The organism is Mameliella sp. LZ-28 (assembly GCF_012274245.1).
Classification (GTDB): Bacteria; Pseudomonadota; Alphaproteobacteria; order Rhodobacterales; family Rhodobacteraceae; genus Antarctobacter; species Antarctobacter albus.
Genome location: NZ_JAANYX010000033.1, coordinates 117,767 through 135,140 on the forward strand (window position 1 = coordinate 117,767; position 17,374 = coordinate 135,140).

Here is a 17,374-nt window from a genome sequence, read left to right on the forward strand (position 1 = left end):
GTCAGACCTCGATCGTTTTCGGACGGCGGCGTTCGAACCAGATGACGATCAGCAGCCGCGTGACAAAGATCGCAGTGAAGACGGAGGTCAGGATGCCGAAGCCAAGGGTCACGGCAAAGCCGCGCACCGGGCCCGAGCCCATGACATATAGGATCACCGCCGTGATGAAGGTGGTGATGTTCGCATCGACGATCGCCGACAGGGCCTTTTCATAGCCCAGTTCGATCGCCCGTGCCGGCCCGCGCGCAGTGCGCAGTTCCTCGCGGATCCGTTCGAAGACCAGCACGTTTGCGTCGACCGCCATACCCACGGTCAGCACGATGCCCGCGATACCCGGCAGGGTCAGAGTGGCCCCGATCATCGACAAGAGGCCAAAGATCAGCGCGATGTTCAGGATCAGCGCGACGTTGGCGAAAAGACCGAAGAGACCATAGCTGAGCGCCATGAAGACCAGTACCGCGACAAAGGCCACCATCGTGGCGATCTTGCCTGCGTCGATGCTGTCCTGACCCAGTTCCGGCCCGATGGTCCGTTCCTCGAGGAAGACCAGTTCCGCCGGCAGGGCGCCGGCACGCAGGAGCACCGCCAGCTGGGTCGATTCCTCGACCGTGAAATTGCCGGTGATGATGCCCGAGCCGCCCGCGATATGGGCCTGGATGACGGGGGCGGAAATCACCTCGTCGTCCAGCACGATGGCAAAGGGAGAGCCGATGTTCTGCGCGGTATAATCGCCAAAACGCCGCGCGCCCGAGGGGTTGAAGCTGAAGTTCACCGCCGGGCGACCGTTCTGGTCAAAGGCGGGCTGGGCGTTGGTCAGGTCCTCGCCGGTGACGACGGGCGCCTGTTCGAGGATGTAGTAGACACCCTCCTGGTCCAGCGCGGGCACCAGTTCGTTGCCGACGCCGGGGCGTTCGCTGCTGTCGGAGGTCCGGCTGACCACGGGCTGAAAGGTCAATTGCGCGGTGGTGCCGATGATCTCTTTCAGTTCGGCGGCAGAGCCGATGCCCGGCACCTGGATCAGGATGCGGTCAAAACCCTGGCGCTGGATCGTCGGTTCGCGGGTGCCGACCTCGTCGATGCGGCGCCGGATAATCTCGAGGCTCTGCTGCATGGTGCGGTCGTCAAGCGCCTGGCGCTCGGCCTCGGACAGGGTGATGACCAGCACGTCATCCTCGCCCCGCACTTCCAGGTCCGTCGATCCGGCCCCGGTGAGAGAGACCACCGGCTGTGCCAGGGTGCGCACCAGTTCGATGGCGCGATTCATGCCGGCGGGTTCGGAAATCTTGATGCGCAGTTCGCCCAAGGGGGCGTTTGGCTGCAGGCGGATGGTGCCGACCTCGTCCCGCGCATCGCGCAGCAGATCGCGTACTTCGGGCCAGAGCGATTCCATCCGTGCCTCGTAGACGTCCTGTACCTGGACCTCTGCCAGCAGGTGCGCACCACCGCGCAGGTCCAACCCCAGGTTCACCAGCCCCGAAGGCAGGTAAGAGGGCCAACCGGCGGCAAGGTCACGGTTTTCAGAGGTGTCGAACCCCGCCTCGATGGCCTTGACGGCATCGTTGTGGGTTTCGACCCGCGAATAGAATGCGTTGGGCATGGCGAGCAGCAGGCCGACCACGACGGTGGCCCAGATCAGCACGCGCTTCCAGAGATCGACCTGCAGCATGCCCGATCAGCTTTCGGCGGGTTCGGTCTTGGACAGGACCTGCGCGATGGTCTGCTTGACCACGCGCACCTTGACGCCCTCGGCCAGTTCGACCTCGATTTCCTTGTCGTCCTTGACCTTGGCAACCTTGCCGATCAGGCCGCCCTGCGTAACCACCTGGTCGCCACGGCGCAGGGCGCCGACCATCTTCTGATGTTCCTTCATCTTTTTCTGCTGCGGACGGATCAGCAGGAAATACATGATCGCGAAGATCAGGATGAGCGGAAGAAACTGGCCGATTGCGCTTGCGTCCATTGGGGATGCTCCTGTTGGAATACGGCGGGGCATCCCCCGCGAAATTTGGCCGGAACCTATGCGCGGTACTGGCCAGATGCAAGAAGGCCGGGCACCCTGCGTTGATTTGTTCATCTGCCCCATTTGTTTCGTTTCACCGCGGCGCCGGTCGCAGAGGTCCGCCCGTACAGGGCCCGACGGGTGCAACCTGCCTTGCCCAGGCGCTGCGCAAAGCCTACCGTGCGCCTTGCGAACAGGGCCAAAGCGAAAGGCCCGCTCATGCTGCGCATGGCTCTGACCCTGATTTTGCTCCCCCTGCCCCTTCCGGCCGGGGAGCCCTCGATCGGGCGGTTGAACACCGCCGGTTACCGCATGACCGAGATGTGCACCGCCACGCTGATCGCCCCCGACCTGGCCCTGACTGCCGCCCATTGCGTCACCCGGCCAGAGGACGGCTATCTCAAGCGGATCACGGACATGGTCTTTGTCGCTGGCTGGGACGGCGAGGAACACACCGGCGCCGCCCGCATCCGTGAGGTCCGCGTGCACCCCGGGGCCTTTGCCGAAGGCCGGTTCGACCTGCGCCATGACATTGCCGTGGTCAAACTGGAAGACAGGCTGACCCCGCCGCCGCTGGCCCTGGGCAACGCGGCCCTGCCCGGCCCCCTGACGCTGATGGGCTATCGCCGCTCACGGCCGCACAGGCTGACGGTGACACCGCTCTGCTACGGGGACGCCTATCGCGGCATCTGGCGGATCGGCTGCCGGGTGGAGCCGGGTCAAAGCGGCGGGCCGGTCATGGCGGGCGAAGGCGCGGCACGGCGCATTGTCGCGGTGATCGTCGCCGTCACCCGCGACGAAGAGGCGCTGGCCGTGCCCGTCGACGGCTGGCTGCGGCGGGAATTCGCGGCAGCGGGCCGGGATTGACACACAAGCCCCGCAGCCCCTCTACCTTCCTTAACCAAGATGGGGCATAACCCCCGCGACTCACACTACCTTCTGGAGGATACGATGCACGACATCCGCGCCATCCGCGAAAACCCCGCCGCCTGGGATGCGGCACTTTCCCGTCGCGGGGTTGATGCGATGTCGTTGCAGGTCCTCGACCTGGACCGCGCGCGCCGCGCCGCCATCACCGCCGCCGAAGAGGCGCAGGCCGAACAGAACCGCGCCTCCAAGGAAGTCGGCAAGGCAAAGGCCAGCGGCGACGAGGGTGAGTTCGAGCGGTTGCGTGCACTTGTCGCCGCCAAAAAAGCCGAGGTCGGCGAGATGCAGGAAAAGGCCAAGGGCCTGGACGCCGAGCTGGACACCCTGCTGGCCGGCATCCCTAACCTGCCGCTCGACAGCGTCCCCGAAGGCGCCGACGAGAACGACAACGTCGAGATCAAACGCTGGGGCACGCCCCGCAGCTTCGATTTCACCCCGAAAGAGCATTTCGACCTCGACGGCGTGAAACCGGGCATGGATTTCGAGGTGGCCGCGAAACTTTCGGGCAGCCGCTTCGTCGTGCTCTCTGGCGCGGTCGCGCGCATTCACCGGGCGCTGGCGCAGTTCATGATCAACACCCATGTCGACGAGAACGGCCTGACAGAGACCTGGGCCCCCGTGCTGGTGCGCGAGGAGATGATGTATGGCACCGGCCAGCTGCCCAAGTTCGGCGAGGACAGCTACAAGACCACGAATGGCTGGTGGCTGATCCCCACCTCCGAGGTCACGCTGACCAATATTGTCAACGGGCTGATCGTGGACGAGGATTACCTGCCCCGCCGCTACACGGCGCATTCGCAGTGCTTCCGCTCCGAGGCCGGCTCGGCGGGCAAGGACACCTCGGGCATGTTGCGCCAGCACCAGTTCGAGAAGGTCGAGATGGTCTCGGTCACCCATCCGGACAAGTCGCTGGAAGAACACGACCGCATGACGGCCTGCGCCGAGGGCATCCTGGAAAAGCTGGGCCTGCCCTATCGCACGGTTGTGCTCTGCACCGGCGACATGGGGTTCGGCGCGCAGAAAACCCATGACATCGAGGTCTGGCTGCCGGGTCAGGACACCTACCGCGAGATCAGCTCGGTCTCAACCTGCGGCGATTTCCAGGCCCGGCGCATGAACGCCCGTTTCCGTCCCTCCGCCGGCGGCAAGCCGGAGTTCCTGCACACGCTGAACGGCTCGGGCCTCGCGGTGGGGCGCTGCCTGATCGCGGTGCTGGAAAACGGCCAACAGGCGGACGGCTCGGTCGACCTGCCCGAGGCGCTGCATCCCTACCTTGGCGGCAAGACCCGGCTGACTGCCGAGGGTACGCTGGCATGAGCCGGACGCCCCCCTGTCCGGAGGCGGTCTCTTGACCCGCCTCTGGGCCCTTCTCTGTTTCCTGGCCGCGCTCTGTTTCGCGGCCGCGCCCTGGCTGGTGCCCGGGTTCAACGGATATGAGCCGTCGCAATTCCCCGTCGTCCTGGAAGATCCCCCGGTTCAGCCGGCGGGCTATGCCTTTGCGATCTGGGGCTTGATCTATGCCTGGCTGGTGGTCGGCACGGGCTTTGGCCTGTTGCGGCGCAGCGATGACGTGGATTGGGCGCCGATGCGCCCGCCGCTTTTCGCCAGCCTCGCGGTGGGGGCGATCTGGTTGCCGGTGGCGCAATGGTCCCCGGTGCTGGCCACCCTGCTGATCTGGGTCATGCTGGGCACCGCGCTGGTTGCGCTCTGGCGGGCGGGCGACACGGACCGTTGGCTGCAACAGGGTCCGGTGGCAGTCTATGCCGGCTGGCTTTCGGCGGCGGCCTGCGTCGGCACCGGCGTGGTGATCGGCGGCTACGGCTGGATGCCGCCCACCCCGGCGGCGCTGCTGTCGCTCTCGGTCTGCATGGCGCTCTCGGTGACCATCCAGTACCGACTGCACCGGGCGCCGGAATACGGCATGACGGTGATCTGGGCCCTGGTCGGCGTGGTGGTGGCCAATGGCCAGCCCTTCAACGCCGCCGTGACCGGGCTTGCCCTGGTGGGCATGATCGCCATCCTCGGCGTGCGCGGCACCGACACCGAGTAGCGCGCGGCGGGCCTCTCCGTTCTGGACAGGGGTCCGCCCCGGGCCTAGGCTCCGCGCATTCGTTTCAAGAGGTTTCCACAATGCGTGCCCTGCTTCTCTCCGCCTGCCTTCTCTCGCTGCCGTTTCTCCACGGACCGCTCACCGCCCAGGAAAGCCTGCACCTCGAAGCGGGGGCCGACATCACCGGCGCCTACCGCGTCGCGGGCCGCAACCCGGATGGCTCCGCCTATACCGGCACACTGGAGATGACCGCCAACGGCGCCCAGTACCAGCTGGCCTGGACCATCGCCGGCCAGGTCTTTCGTGGTACCGGACGGCTGGAGGGCCGTATCCTGACGGTTGACTGGCAGGGCGACAGCAACCCGGTGGTCTATGTCCTGATGCCCGACGGCGCCCTGCACGGCACCTGGGCCGACGGCCACGCGCTCGACCGCCTCGAACCGCTCCGCTAGCCCCCGGCACCGCCCCCACCAGAATCGTCCCGCGCCCCAGCCTGTTCCCCGGAGCCCTCACTCGCTTGAGGCCGATCAGAGTCGGACGACGCCGAGTCGCAAGGGGGCGCAGCCCCGCGCTTTGCGCGGCTTGCCCTTGCGACTCGGGGACGGCTGGCTCAGGCCCTCAAAAAGCGAGGGAGGACTCAGGGGCGCAGGCGATGCGTGTTCCCTGGTGACTCATGAAGCAAAAAACAGGCGCAGCCTGTCCAAGGGGTTGGCGGGCGGGCGCCTTTGCGGCGCAAGCCGCAAACAGTCCCGTCCCGGCGCCCCCGCCTCAGTCCTTCTTCGACTGCAGCTTGCCCAGGTGCTTCTTCAGCGCGCCCGCGTTCTTCTTCTTGCGCCCCTTGTAAGGGTTGCGGTCGCCCTGCCCGCGCATGGTCAGGCGGATCGGCGTGCCCGGCATGTCGAAATCCTCGCGCAGCCCGTTCACCAGGTAGCGCGAATAGCTCTCAGGCAGCTTGTCGGGGTGCGAACACATCACGACAAACCCCGGCGGCCGGGTCTTGGCCTGAGTCATGTAGCGCAGCTTGATGCGGCGGCCCTGCGGCGCGGGGGGCGGATGGCGGCTCACCATGCCTTCCAGCCAGCGGTTCAGCTGCGCCGTGGGCACGCGGCGGTTCCAGACGTCATAGGCCTGCATGATCGCGGCCTGCAGCCGGTCCAGACCCTTGCCCGTCCGGGCGGAAATCGTCACCAGAGGCGCACCGCGCAGCTGCGGCAGGACATGCTCGAACTGCTCGCGCAGCCATTTCAGCTTGTCCTGTTTCTCGTTCTCCACGTCCCACTTGTTGACCGCCACGACCACGGCCCGCCCCTCGCGCTCGGCAAGGTCGGCAATCTTCAGGTCCTGGGTCTCGAAGGGGATGGCCGCATCCAGCAGCACGACGACCACCTCTGCGAATTTCACCGCCCGGATGCCATCCGAGACCGACAGTTTTTCCAGCTTGTCCTGGACCTTGGCCCGGCGCCGCATCCCTGCCGTGTCGAAAATCCGCATCGGCACGCCGCCCCAGTCCATCTGGACCGAGATCGCGTCGCGCGTGATCCCTGCCTCAGGCCCGGTCAGCAGCCGTTCCTCGCCCAGGATCGCGTTCACCAGCGTCGACTTGCCCGCGTTCGGGCGCCCGACCACGGCGATCTGAAGGGGCTTGTCCCGCGTCGGCAGGCGCATGTCGCCCTCGCCCGCTTCAGCCTCTTCCTCGCTCAGCGTGACCTCGACTTCCGGCGCCTCGGCGGCGGCCCGCTCCGCGAACCCTTCGGACAGGGGCAGAAGTGCGGCATAAAGCTCGTTCATGCCCTCGCCATGCTCGGCCGACAGGCGGATCGGCTCGTCCAGGCCCAGAGAATAGGCCTCGATCACGCCCGCATCCGCCGCGGACCCCTCGGCCTTGTTGGCTGCAAGGATGACGTGTTTCGCCCGCTTGCGCAGGATCTCTGCAAAGACCTCGTCATCGGGCAGGATGCCGGCGCGCGCGTCGATCAGGAACAGGCAGATGTCCGCCTCGTCCACGGCCCGTTCGGTCAGCCGCCGCATCCGCGCGGGCAGCGACTCGTCGGTTTCGTTCTCAAGCCCGGCGGTGTCGACGACGGTGAACCGCAGGTCGCCCAGCCTGGCCTCGCCTTCGCGCAGGTCACGGGTCACGCCCGGCTGGTCGTCGACCAGCGCCAAGCGCCGCCCGACGAGACGGTTGAACAGGGTCGACTTGCCCACGTTTGGGCGGCCGACGATGGCAAGAGAGAAACTCATGGCCCGGCTCCAAGGATCAAGGGCGCCGCTTAACGCATTTCAAAGCAGGGGGAAAGGGGCATCCCGGCGCCCCGGTTCACACCGGGGGCCATTGTGCCCGGTCCGCTGGCGCAGGGATCGGAGATCGGACGGCGGAATCCTAGCGGTAGGCGTGCAGAACGCCCTTGCGGGACACGACGTACAGCGTGCCGCCCGCCACCACGGGGCGCGTCGTGGCGCCGCCGGGGATCGCGATTTCCTGCAGCAGATTGCCGTCCACCGGGTTGAAGGCCCTGATCTTGCCATCCGAACTGGCCACGATCAGGCGCCCCCCCGCCAGCACCGGTCCGTGGTTGGCATAGGCGCCGTCGCGGCGGCGGTTCGGGTTGCGCGTCGGGCGATAGCCCGGCAGGTCACGGCTCCAGATTTCCTGGCCCGTGCCCGCGTCCAGCCGCACCAGCTGGTTGAGATCCGAGACGAAGAACACCGAATCGCCGGCGGGCCACATCGGACCCAGAGCACCGTTCTTGGCAGTCCAGATGCGCTCTCCGTTGTAGACCGACAGCGCCACCGCGCGCCCCGAGTGGTTGCCGGCAAAGACGCGGTCGCCCGCGATCACCGGATCGCCGGTGATATCGTTGATGCCCGCGATGGTGACGCCGGTCCGGCGGCCCAGCAGCTCGGCATTCCAGACCTGCAGCCCGCCCTGCCGGAAGGCCGCAGACACAGCGCCCGATCCGAAGGCGAAGACAACGTACTTGTCGTCAATCGCGGGGGCGGGCGCCCCGGCGATGTTGTTGAAATCCTTGGTGCCGTCGAACTGCCAGCGGACGCGGCCATCGTCGCTTTCGATCGCCCATGCGGTGCTGTCACCCGAGACGACGTAGACCAGCCCGTCGCGATAGCTTGGCGCGCCGGTGGCGGTGTTCTTGAGGTCCTGCTCCCAGAGCTTGCGCCCCGTGGCCGGGTCCAGCGCGGTCAGCATGCCGAAACCGGACGAGACGAACAGCTTTCCCTCGCCGTAGGCCAGCCCGCCGCCCTGTCCTTCGGGCGCCTTGTCGCGCTGCGGGACAAGGGTCGCGGACCACAGTTGCTGACCCGAGGTCGCGGTTGCCCGGACCTGGTGGTTGGCGTCCATCGTGAAGATGCGGCCGCCCGCGACGATCGGATCGGCATTCAGCCGCGTCTTGCGCCCATCGCCCGCGCCGATCCCGACCGAAAACAGCGGCTTCAGCGCCTGTCCCAGGGCCGGGTTGGTGACCCGGACCATCGGCGACACGGGGCTTTGCGCCCAGTCGGTGTTGGTCACGCTGGCAGGTGTGGAAAAGGCGCGGGCCTGCGGGCCGGTCGATGCCGGGGCGGCGCCGTCATCGTAACCGCCTGTCAGCACGTCCCGGACGTTCAGACGTTCCCCCGGAAGGATCTGCTCGCTCTTGGCACAGGCCGTCAGCGCCAGCGCGGCCAGCGAAATCAGCAGAGAGGTCTTGCGCAGCATCACCATGCCCCTTTTCGTCACTACCCGGGGCCCTGCCCCCCGCCGTGCGCCCCGCCTGCGCGGGCTCAGTTTCCGGGCGCGTCGCCGCCCAGTGCCACAATCAGTTGCCCGGCCCGGCGCTGCAAGCCCTGCGTCGCCTCGGCATCTTCTGCCAGGCGTTCCAGCCGTGCAATCGCGGCGTCACGCTCGCCGGTTTCGATCTCGATCAGGGCCAGTTGCTCTTCGGCCAGCAGGCGCAGCGGTTGCCCCGGCACGGCCAGCGCCTCGAAGCCCGCGCGGCGCTCGTCGACCGGCAGGACGGATGCGCCGCGGGTCAGGGCCTTGTAGCTGGCGATCTGGCGATAGATGGCCGGGATCTCGGTATTGTCGGCCACCGCCTGCAGGCGGGCGACCGCCTCGGCGTCATCGCCTGCGGTGCCTTCCTCGGCAGCGGTCAACATCGACAGAATCGCCGCGGCGCCGGTCGAGGGCGCGTCGATTGCGGTCAGGGCGTCGATACGCTGCGCCGGTTCCTCTGCATCCAGCGCGTCAAGCACGCTGTCGCCAAAGGCCTGAGCCCGGGATTCGGCCGAGGCGATGCTCCATTCACGCCAGGCGGTGCCGCCGACGATAAGAAGCACGATGACCACGCCAACCCAGCCCCACTTGCGCAAAGTGGCGAAAAGACGGTCGCGTTTGACCTCTTCGGTCACCTCGTCGATAAAACTGTCGGCGTCGCTCAAACGGGCCCCCTCCGGTTGGTTTTCTCCCTCTTACATGTCCCGCCGCGCAGTGCCAAGGCGAGAAGGCATACCGGCAAGGGCCCTTTGCAGGCCCCAAACCGGACCAGCGAATTGTCGCGTAGATGCCCGTTAATCGCGAAACTCTCGCAGAATTGTCGAAAAACCGCCGCTTTGCAGCGCAAAAACCGGCCCCGTGCTTGAAGCCTCCGTCGCGGCACCCTAAAACTGAACGGAACAGTTCAGCCCGGAGTCGCCCGGGTCGCGGGGTTCGGGTCGGCTCGGCAACGTAACGATTAACAGGATGTGCGGCGGGCCACGTGGCTCGGCGCCGAAGGGACGAAGACGATGCGCATCATGTCTATCCTGACCGCCTGCCTTGTGGCCGCGGTCCTATACGGGGTTGTGTTCGAACGGGACCGACTGCTGGAATTCTCCCGCGAGGTGGCCCCGGCAGCGCAGGGGAACGTTGCGGATGGCGGGCCTGATCCTGCCGATGGCGCGGACCCGGCGCTAGAGGCCGGTGCCCCCGATGCCCTGCCCGAAGGCGCGGTGCGCGTGATGGCCAAGCGGTCGGTGGCGCAGGTTGTCGACAGCGAGGTGATCCTGCGCGGCGAAACCCAGGCCGTTCGCCAGGTCGAGGTGCGGGCCGAAACCTCGGGCAAGATCGTGTCCGAACCGCTGCGCAAGGGATCGCTGGTCGAGGCCGGGCAATTGCTGTGCGAGATCGACCCGGGCACCAGCCAGGTTTCCCTGCAAGAGGCGCTGGCCCGCCTGGCCGAATCCAAGGCGCGCCTGCCCGAGGCCAAGGCCCGGCTGGCCGAAGCGCAGGCACAGCTTCCCTCTGCCCAGGCGCGCATCCTTGAGGCCGAGGCTGCCGTGCCCGCCGCCGAGGCACAGCTGGCCGAGGCCCGCGCCAACATACCCGCCGCCGAGGCCCGGCTGGCAGAGGCCAGGGCACGGGTGCCAGAGTTCGAGGCCCGGCTGGAAGAGGCAGAGGCCCGCGTCCCCGAGGCCGAGGCCCGGCTGGCAGAGGCGAAGGCTGCTGTGCCCGCCGCCGAGGCCCGCCTGAAAGAAGCCGAGGCCGGTGTCCCCGCCGCAAAGGCCCTTCTGGCCGAGGCGGAGGCCCGCGTGCCCGAGGCCGAGGCGCGGTTGAAACAGGCCCAGGCGCAGGTGCGCGAGGCGGAAATCAACCTGCGCGCCTCGCAGGAACTGGCCCGCGACGGTTTTGCCGCGCAGACCCGGCTGGCCGGGGCCGAAGCCGCCTATGAAACCGCGCTGACCGCCGTGCAGACCGCGCAACTGGGGCTGAAATCCGCCGCCTCCGGCATCGAGGCGGCCAAGTCTCAACTCCAGGGGGCGCTGGCCGCCGTCCAGACCGCCAAGAGCCAGGTCGAGACGGCAAAGGCCGCCGTGCAGGCGGCCCAAAGCGGCATCCGCAATGCCAGCGCCGGGGTGATCTCGGCCAAGGCGCAGATCCAGAACGCCCTGGCCGGCGTGCAATCCGCGCAAAGCCAGCTTCAGGGGGCCAAGGCCGCCGTGGCCTCGGCCCTGTCCGGCGTCGAAGGCGCCAAGGCGGCGGTCATCGCCGCCCGCGCCCAGCTTGAAACCGCGACGGCGGGCATCCAGTCCGCCAGGACCGGCGAAGAAAGCGCCTTGAGCGCGATCCAGTCCGCCGAGGCCGCCGTGGCCTCGGCCCGGCGCGAGATCGACCGCCTGAAGGTGCACGCCCCCTTTGCCGGGCTACTGGAGACCGACACGGCGGAACTGGGCGCCTTGCTGCAGCCCGGATCGGCCTGCGCCACCGTGATCCAGCTGAACCCGATCAAGATTGTCGGCTACGTGCCCGAAACCACCGTCGCGCGCGTTATGGTGGGCGCCAAGGCGGGCGCCCGGCTGACCAACGGGCGTATCGTGCAGGGTGAGGTCACTTTCGTGTCGCGCAGCGCCGATCCGACCACCCGGACCTTCCTGGTGGAACTGACCGTCGACAACGCCGATCTGTCGATCCGCGACGGCGAGACCGCCGAGGTCGCCATCGAGGCCGAGGGCGCCAAGGCGCATCTGCTGCCGCAATCCACCCTGACCCTGAACGACCAGGGCAAGCTGGGCGTGCGCACGGTCAAGCCGGACGACAGCGTGCAGTGGATGGATGTCTCGATCCTGCGCGACACCCGCGACGGGGTCTGGATCACCGGCCTGCCGGATGAGATCAACGTGATCACCGTCGGCCAGGAATATGTCACCAACGGCGTGACCGTGGTTCCGAGTTACGAGGATATCATACAATGACCGGCATCATCGACTGGGCCGCCGCACGGGCCCGAATGATCATCGCCTTCATCGTGCTCAGCCTCGTGGTCGGGGCCTATGCCTATGTGTCGTTGCCCAAGGAGGGCGAACCGGACATCGAGATCCCGGCACTTTTCGTCTCGGTCCCCTTCCCCGGCATTTCGGCCGCCGACTCTGAAAAGCTGCTGGTCAAGCCGATGGAGACAGAGCTGTCGGACCTCGACGGGCTGAAGAAGATGACCGCCACCGCCGCCGAGGGCTATGCCGGTCTGGCGCTGGAGTTCGAGTTCGGCTGGGACAAGACCAAGATCATCGCCGACGTGCGCGACGGCATGAACAACGCCGAGGCCGAGTTCCCCGAGGGCGCCGAGAAATACTCGATCAACGAGATCAACTTCTCGGAATTCCCGATCCTGATCGTCAACCTGTCCGGCCCGGTGCCGGAACGCACGCTGAACAAGGTGGCCAAGGACCTGCAGGACCGGCTCGAAGGGCTCGATTCGGTGCTGGAGGCCGGGATCGCGGGCAACCGCGACGAGATGCTGGAAGTGGTGATCGACCCGCTCAGGCTCGAAAGCTACAACGTCACCGCCGACGAGCTGATCCGCGTTGTCCAGAACAACAATCAGCTGATCGCCGCGGGCGAGGTTGAAACGGAAAACGGCGCCTTTTCGGTCAAGATTCCGTCCAGCTTTGACGATGCACGCGATGTCTATGACCTGCCGGTCAAGGTGAACGGCGACCGCGTGGTGACGCTGGGCGACCTGGCCTCGATCAACCTGACCTTCGAGGACCGCAAGGGCACGGCGCGCTTCAACGGCGCGCAGACCGTGGCCCTGCAGGTGGTCAAGCGCAAGGGCTTCAACATCATCGACACCGTGGCGCAGGTGAAGGCCGAACTGGCCACAGCGCAGGAGACCTGGCCCGACGAGCTGCGCGCGGTGCTGGACGTGGGCACCTCGAACGACCAGAGTCGGCAGGTGGCCAGCATGGTCAGCCAGCTCGAAGGGTCCGTTCTGACGGCCATCGCGCTGGTGATGATCGTGGTGCTGGCAAGCCTGGGCCTGCGGCCCGCGCTGCTGGTGGGCTTTGCCATTCCGACCTCTTTCCTCTTGTGTTTCGTGCTGCTGGCGATGATGGGGGTGACGATCTCGAACATCGTGATGTTCGGGCTGATCCTGGCCGTGGGCATCCTTGTCGACGGCGCCATCGTGGTGGTGGAATACGCCGACAAGCGCATCGCCGAGGGCACCGGCCCGATGCATGCCTATGTCGAGGCCGCGCACCGGATGTTCTGGCCCGTGGTTTCGTCCACCGCGACGACGCTTTGCGCCTTCCTGCCGATGCTGTTCTGGCCCGGTGTTGCGGGCGAGTTCATGGGCATGTTGCCGATCACGATCATCTTCGTGCTGACCGCCTCGCTGGTGGTGGCGCTGATCTACCTGCCGGTCATGGGCGGCGTCTCGGGGCGGTTCTCGCGCAACGTGCACCGTGCGGGCGACTGGCTGCGCGCGCGCCTGCACTGGAGCCTGCGCATCCTGCTGGTGCCCGTCGCGATCCTGGGGCTGTTCACCGGCGCCATGATGGTCCTCAACCCCAGCTACCTGGGCCCGACAGAGGCGACCGGCTGGGGCGCGCACATGCCGGGCGTCGTGGTCTTCGTGCTCTTTGCGGTGATCTCTTCGGTGGTGATGGACGCCGCCGAAATCCGGCGCAAGCCCAAGCGCGTCGACGCCCGCAGCCGCCGGACCTTCTTCGGGAGTTTCACCAAGCTGATCGCCGGCAACCCGATCATGCCGCTGGTGACGGTCTTTGCCGTCGTCGGCTTTGTCATCAGCGTCTTCGCCTATTACGGCGAGAACAACAACGGCGTGGACTTCTTCGTCGAAAGCGAACCGGAGCAGGCCATCGTCTATGTCCGCGCGCGCGGCAACCTGAGCCTTGCGGAAAAAGACGCGCTGGTGAAGCGGGCCGAACAGATCGTCCTGACCCATCCCGGCATCCTCAATGCCTTCTCCTTTGCCGGTGAAGGCGGGCTGGACAACAACACCGGCGGCGCCGCGGCGCCCAAGGACACCATCGGCCAGGTCCAGTTCGAGACGATTTCCTGGGACAACCGCCCCGCCTATGCCCGTGCCAACGGCATCCCGCTGGCACAGCTGGACGGCGACGTTATCCTCGACGACCTGACCGAAAAGCTGGAGCGCATTCCCGGCGTCGAGATCGAGATCCTGGCCCAGGCGCGTGGCCCGGCCAGCGCCAAGCCGGTGCACCTGCAACTGCGCGGAGACGACTGGACCGCGCTGCTGGAGGCGGCTGGCGTCGTGCGGGCCAAGTTCGACAGCACCCCCGGCCTGACCCTGGTCGAGGACACGCGCCCCCTGCCCGGCATCGACTGGCAGATCGACGTGGACGTGGAAAAGGCGGGCCGCTACGGCGCCGACGTGGCCACCGTGGGCGCGATGGTGCAGCTGGTGACGCGCGGGCTGGCCATCGGCAGCTATACCCCCGGCACCTCGGACGAGGAAATCGACATCCGCGTGCGCCTGCCCGAGGAAAACCGCGTGCTGTCGACGCTGGACAGCCTCAAGGTCCGCACCCCGGACGGGCTGGTGCCGCTGGTGAATTTCATCACCCGCGAGCCGGTGGCCAAGCTGGCCGAGATCGAGCGTGTAGACCAGACGCGCTTTTTCGACGTCAAGGCGGGTGTCCGCGAAAGCCTGATGGAGATCGGCTGGGACGTGACGACGACCGGCCCCGACGGTACGGACAAGACCGAGTTCGTGCCGTTGATGACCGGCGTCGAGCTGGATCCGGAAACCTCCGATATCTCGGCCGCGGACTGGAGCCATGACTTTGGCCGCTCGTCGGGGTTCTTCGAATGGCTGATGGGGGACAACCTCCGCCACTTCGGCGACGTGCGCTGGCTGACCGACATGTCGCCCGAGGAGGTCGCCGCCCGGGCGGGCACCGGCGAGATGTCGCGGCTGAAGGTCGTGCCGGTGACGGGGACGGAACGGATCGAGGTGCTGACCGAATGGCTGCAGACCGATCCCCTGCCCGCGGGCATCGAATGGGAATGGACCGGCGACCAGGAGGACCAGGAGGAAAGCCAGGCCTTCCTGCAATCGGCCTTTGGCGGCGCGCTGTTCCTGATGTTCATCATCCTGCTGGCGCAGTTCAACAGCTTCTACAACTCGGTGCTGGTGCTGCTGGCTGTGATCCTGTCCACGACGGGCGTGCTGATCGGCATGTTGGTGATGGATCAGTATTTCTCGATCATCATGACCGGAACGGGGATCGTGGCGCTGGCGGGGATCGTCGTGAACAACAACATCGTGCTGATCGACACCTACCAGGAGTATTCGCGCTTCATGCCGCGGATCGAAGCCATCGTGCGCACCGCGCAGGATCGCATTCGCCCCGTCCTGCTGACCACGATCACCACGATGGCAGGCCTTGCGCCGATGATGCTGGGGCTCAGCCTGGATTTCTTCAACGGTGGCTATTCGATCGACAGCCCGACCGCGCTGTGGTGGAAGAACCTGGCAACAGCCGTGGTGTTCGGCCTGGGGATCGCGACCGTGCTGACGCTGGTCTTTACCCCCGCGATGCTGGCGATCCGGGTCTGGTTCACGACCTACGTGCTGTGGTTCGCGCGCCTGCTGGCAAGGTTGAGTTTTGGCCGTGGCAGTCGGGCGGCGCGCGACTGGGCGCTGAACCGAGCGGCACGCCAGGTGAAATCGCCCGAGATCATCTGGGAAGATGCGCCCGCGACCACGATGGAACTGACGCCGGACCTGCGCGCGGCGGAGTGACGTGACATGGTGTCGGCCCGCTGACGCGGGCCGATCCGCGCGCCTTGCGGCGCGCAAGCGGGGGCGCTGCCCCCGTCGCGCAAAGCGCGACTCCCCCGAGGTATTTCAAGCCCAAAGAAACACTGTGCCGGTCAGGGCCGGCCCGCGTCCTCCTTGGCGGATTTGCGGGTACGGCGGCAGCGATCGGAGCAATAGCGCACCTGATCCCAGACCCTTTCCCATTTCCTGCGCCAGGTGAACGGGCGACCGCAAGTGGCGCAGGTCTTGACCGGCAGGTCGCCCTTGCGGGTGCCGCGCGGCATCAGAAATCAAAGCTCTGCTGGCGGCTGTCGTTGGCGGGGCGCCGTTTGCGCGGCGCGCGGTCGTTGACGAAATGGCGTTGTGGATCCTTGCGCGAGGCGTGCTTGTGCAGGACCCGGGCCGCCTCGTCGCGGAACCCCTCCTCCTTGCGGACCGACCAGATGGCCTCGCGGGCCGCCTTCGCCGCCTGTTTCACATCGACGATTGGCGGCGGATAATCGGCCTGCCCGTCCCAGCGCCAGGGTTCCTGCAGGTATTGGTCCGGCACATCCGCCAGGTCCGGGCACCAGCGGCGGGTGAAGACGCCGGTCGGATCCTGATCGTGGCCCTGTTTGACGGGATTGTAGATGCGCAGGCTGTTGATCCCCGTGGTGCCGGACTGCATCTGGACCTGGCTCCAGTGGATGCCCGGTTCGTAATCGGTAAAAAGCCGGGCCAGATGCTGACCCGTGCGCTGCCAGGGCAGCCAGAGATGGTAGGAGGCGACGCTCATCAGCATCGAGCGCATCCGGAAATTGAGCCAGCCGGTGGCAATGAGCGAGCGCATGCAGGCGTCGACGAAGGGCAGCCCGGTTTCACCCTTTTCCCAGGCGGCAAGACGGGCGGCATCCGGTTCGGCGGGGCGCAGGCCCTCGTAGGCGCGATGCAGGGCGCGCCATTCCAGGTCCGGCTCGTCCTCCATTTTCTGGATGAAATGGTCGCGCCAGGCGAGGCGGGACTGAAAGCTCTTCAGGCTGCCGGACCAACCCGTCCGCGTGCCCTTGACCGCGCGTTGGCGGGCGGCGGTGGCGCGCACCGCCTCGCGCGGGCTGAGTGCCCCGAGGGCCAGGTGAGGCGACAGCCGCGAACAGGCGCTTGCGCCCTCCAGCGGGGTCGACATGGCCTTGCGATAGGTCTGGCCACGCTCTGTCAGGAAGCTGTTCAGCAGGGCCTCGGCCTTGGCGCGGCCGCCATGCTGGCGCCCCGGGCAGGGATCGGCCCCCAGCCCAAGGGCGGCGGCATCCGGCAGGGGATCGGAGCACAGGGGGACCGGCGGCAGCGCCGGGGGCGCCGGCAGCAGATCCTGCGCCATCAGCCGGTTGCGGTGCGCGGCCCAGCCGTCGCGATCATGCCGCCCGCGCCGCACCGCCGACTGCGGCAGTTCCTGCCAGCGTACCCCCTGCCCCGCGGCCCAGGCGGCCACGGCCCTGTCGCGGGCAAAACTCCAGGCGTTGCCGGTTTCCTCGGTGCTGACCAGCCGCTCTGCCCCGGTTTCCCGGCGCAGCGCCTCGAGCACCTCGACCGCCGCGCCGACCCGGATCACCAGGTCGCTGCCCAGAGCACGCAGGTCCGCGCGCAGCCCTTGCAGCGTTTCGCAAAGAAAGGCGTACTGCCGGGCAGAGGCGTCGGGCTGCGCCCAGAGCCCCGGTTCGACGATGTAGAGCGGCAGAACATCCCCGAGTTCGCAGGCGCGCAACAGCGCCGCGTTGTCGGTCACGCGCAGATCGCGCTTGAACCAGAGGATCACGGGCATCGGCTCTCCTTTCCGCTGCGCTGCCATTGCAGCCCCCTCGG

13 protein-coding genes are annotated in these 17,374 nt (G+C 67.3%); 6 read left to right on the forward strand and 7 right to left on the reverse strand.

Going from position 1 to position 17,374, the window contains the following annotated elements:
• Position 1 precedes the first annotated feature (1 nt).
• On the reverse strand, positions 2-1,666 hold the full coding sequence (secD, locus tag G9Q80_RS18530; RefSeq protein ID WP_043143269.1) for a protein translocase subunit SecD: 1,665 nt from the start codon (positions 1,664-1,666) through the stop codon (positions 2-4).
• A 6-nt stretch (positions 1,667-1,672) separates the two neighbouring features.
• Positions 1,673-1,960, reverse strand: a complete 288-nt coding sequence (gene yajC, locus G9Q80_RS18535) for a preprotein translocase subunit YajC (RefSeq protein WP_043143267.1) — start codon at positions 1,958-1,960, stop codon at positions 1,673-1,675.
• A 258-nt stretch (positions 1,961-2,218) separates the two neighbouring features.
• Here yajC and G9Q80_RS18540 point away from each other — a divergent pair, with 258 nt between their 5' ends.
• The 4 genes from G9Q80_RS18540 to lfb1 all read left to right on the forward strand — a co-directional run bounded on the left by G9Q80_RS18540 (position 2,219) and on the right by lfb1 (position 5,428).
• Complete coding sequence (locus G9Q80_RS18540) at positions 2,219-2,866, forward strand: trypsin-like serine peptidase (RefSeq protein ID WP_088714107.1); 648 nt, start codon at positions 2,219-2,221, stop codon at positions 2,864-2,866.
• Positions 2,867-2,950: 84 nt separating this feature from the next.
• Positions 2,951-4,243, forward strand: a complete 1,293-nt coding sequence (gene serS, locus G9Q80_RS18545) for a serine--tRNA ligase (RefSeq protein WP_088714108.1) — start codon at positions 2,951-2,953, stop codon at positions 4,241-4,243.
• Between the two features lie 31 nt (positions 4,244-4,274).
• Entirely contained in the window at positions 4,275-4,976 is a 702-nt protein-coding gene (locus tag G9Q80_RS18550) for a TspO-related membrane protein (RefSeq protein ID WP_074620719.1), read from the forward strand.
• An 80-nt stretch (positions 4,977-5,056) separates the two neighbouring features.
• Complete coding sequence (gene lfb1, locus G9Q80_RS18555) at positions 5,057-5,428, forward strand: LIC10280 family protein (RefSeq protein ID WP_232788141.1); 372 nt, start codon at positions 5,057-5,059, stop codon at positions 5,426-5,428.
• A gap of 316 nt (positions 5,429-5,744) precedes the next feature.
• On the opposite strand, the gene der is transcribed toward lfb1, so the two are convergent.
• The 3 genes from der to G9Q80_RS18570 form a co-directional block, all read right to left on the reverse strand.
• A complete protein-coding gene (gene der, locus G9Q80_RS18560; protein ID WP_043143262.1) occupies positions 5,745-7,217 on the reverse strand; it encodes a ribosome biogenesis GTPase Der in 1,473 nt (490 codons plus the stop codon).
• A gap of 139 nt (positions 7,218-7,356) precedes the next feature.
• On the reverse strand, positions 7,357-8,691 hold the full coding sequence (locus G9Q80_RS18565; protein ID WP_088714168.1) for a PQQ-like beta-propeller repeat protein: 1,335 nt from the start codon (positions 8,689-8,691) through the stop codon (positions 7,357-7,359).
• A gap of 65 nt (positions 8,692-8,756) precedes the next feature.
• Positions 8,757-9,413 (reverse strand): tetratricopeptide repeat protein, encoded by a 657-nt coding sequence (locus G9Q80_RS18570; protein WP_088714109.1) that lies wholly within the window; start codon positions 9,411-9,413, stop codon positions 8,757-8,759.
• 558 nt (positions 9,414-9,971) lie between these two features.
• Here G9Q80_RS18570 and G9Q80_RS18575 point away from each other — a divergent pair.
• Entirely contained in the window at positions 9,972-11,702 is a 1,731-nt protein-coding gene (locus G9Q80_RS18575) for an efflux RND transporter periplasmic adaptor subunit (protein ID WP_082024677.1), read from the forward strand.
• Positions 11,699-15,520: an efflux RND transporter permease subunit gene (locus G9Q80_RS18580; RefSeq protein ID WP_088714110.1), complete on the forward strand. Its 3,822-nt coding sequence runs from the start codon at positions 11,699-11,701 to the stop codon at positions 15,518-15,520. The genes G9Q80_RS18575 and G9Q80_RS18580 overlap by 4 nt, the downstream gene beginning before the upstream one ends.
• Before the next feature lie 131 nt (positions 15,521-15,651).
• Here G9Q80_RS18580 and G9Q80_RS28480 read toward each other — a convergent pair whose 3' ends face one another.
• Complete coding sequence (locus G9Q80_RS28480; RefSeq protein ID WP_088668805.1) at positions 15,652-15,822, reverse strand: DUF2256 domain-containing protein; 171 nt, start codon at positions 15,820-15,822, stop codon at positions 15,652-15,654.
• Positions 15,822-17,360 carry an FAD-binding domain-containing protein gene (locus G9Q80_RS18590; protein WP_088714111.1) on the reverse strand — a complete coding sequence of 513 codons (1,539 nt, stop codon included), beginning with the start codon at positions 17,358-17,360 and terminating at the stop codon, positions 15,822-15,824. Before G9Q80_RS18590 ends, G9Q80_RS28480 begins: the two co-directional genes overlap by 1 nt.
• Positions 17,361-17,374 lie beyond the last annotated feature (14 nt).

What these genes read in the sequence shown, in the direction of transcription:
- secD (WP_043143269.1), bottom strand. Translation starts at nt 1,666, where the DNA reads ATGCTGCAGGTCGATCTCTGGAAGCGCGTGCTGATCTGGGCCACCGTC.
- yajC (WP_043143267.1), bottom strand. Translation starts at nt 1,960, where the DNA reads ATGGACGCAAGCGCAATCGGCCAGTTTCTTCCGCTCATCCTGATCTTC.
- G9Q80_RS18540 (WP_088714107.1), top strand. Translation starts at nt 2,219, where the DNA reads ATGCTGCGCATGGCTCTGACCCTGATTTTGCTCCCCCTGCCCCTTCCG.
- serS (WP_088714108.1), top strand. Translation starts at nt 2,951, where the DNA reads ATGCACGACATCCGCGCCATCCGCGAAAACCCCGCCGCCTGGGATGCG.
- lfb1 (WP_232788141.1), top strand. Translation starts at nt 5,057, where the DNA reads ATGCGTGCCCTGCTTCTCTCCGCCTGCCTTCTCTCGCTGCCGTTTCTC.
- der (WP_043143262.1), bottom strand. Translation starts at nt 7,217, where the DNA reads ATGAGTTTCTCTCTTGCCATCGTCGGCCGCCCAAACGTGGGCAAGTCG.
- G9Q80_RS18565 (WP_088714168.1), bottom strand. Translation starts at nt 8,691, where the DNA reads ATGCTGCGCAAGACCTCTCTGCTGATTTCGCTGGCCGCGCTGGCGCTG.
- G9Q80_RS18575 (WP_082024677.1), top strand. Translation starts at nt 9,972, where the DNA reads ATGGCCAAGCGGTCGGTGGCGCAGGTTGTCGACAGCGAGGTGATCCTG.
- G9Q80_RS18580 (WP_088714110.1), top strand. Translation starts at nt 11,699, where the DNA reads ATGACCGGCATCATCGACTGGGCCGCCGCACGGGCCCGAATGATCATC.
- G9Q80_RS28480 (WP_088668805.1), bottom strand. Translation starts at nt 15,822, where the DNA reads ATGCCGCGCGGCACCCGCAAGGGCGACCTGCCGGTCAAGACCTGCGCC.
- G9Q80_RS18590 (WP_088714111.1), bottom strand. Translation starts at nt 17,360, where the DNA reads ATGGCAGCGCAGCGGAAAGGAGAGCCGATGCCCGTGATCCTCTGGTTC.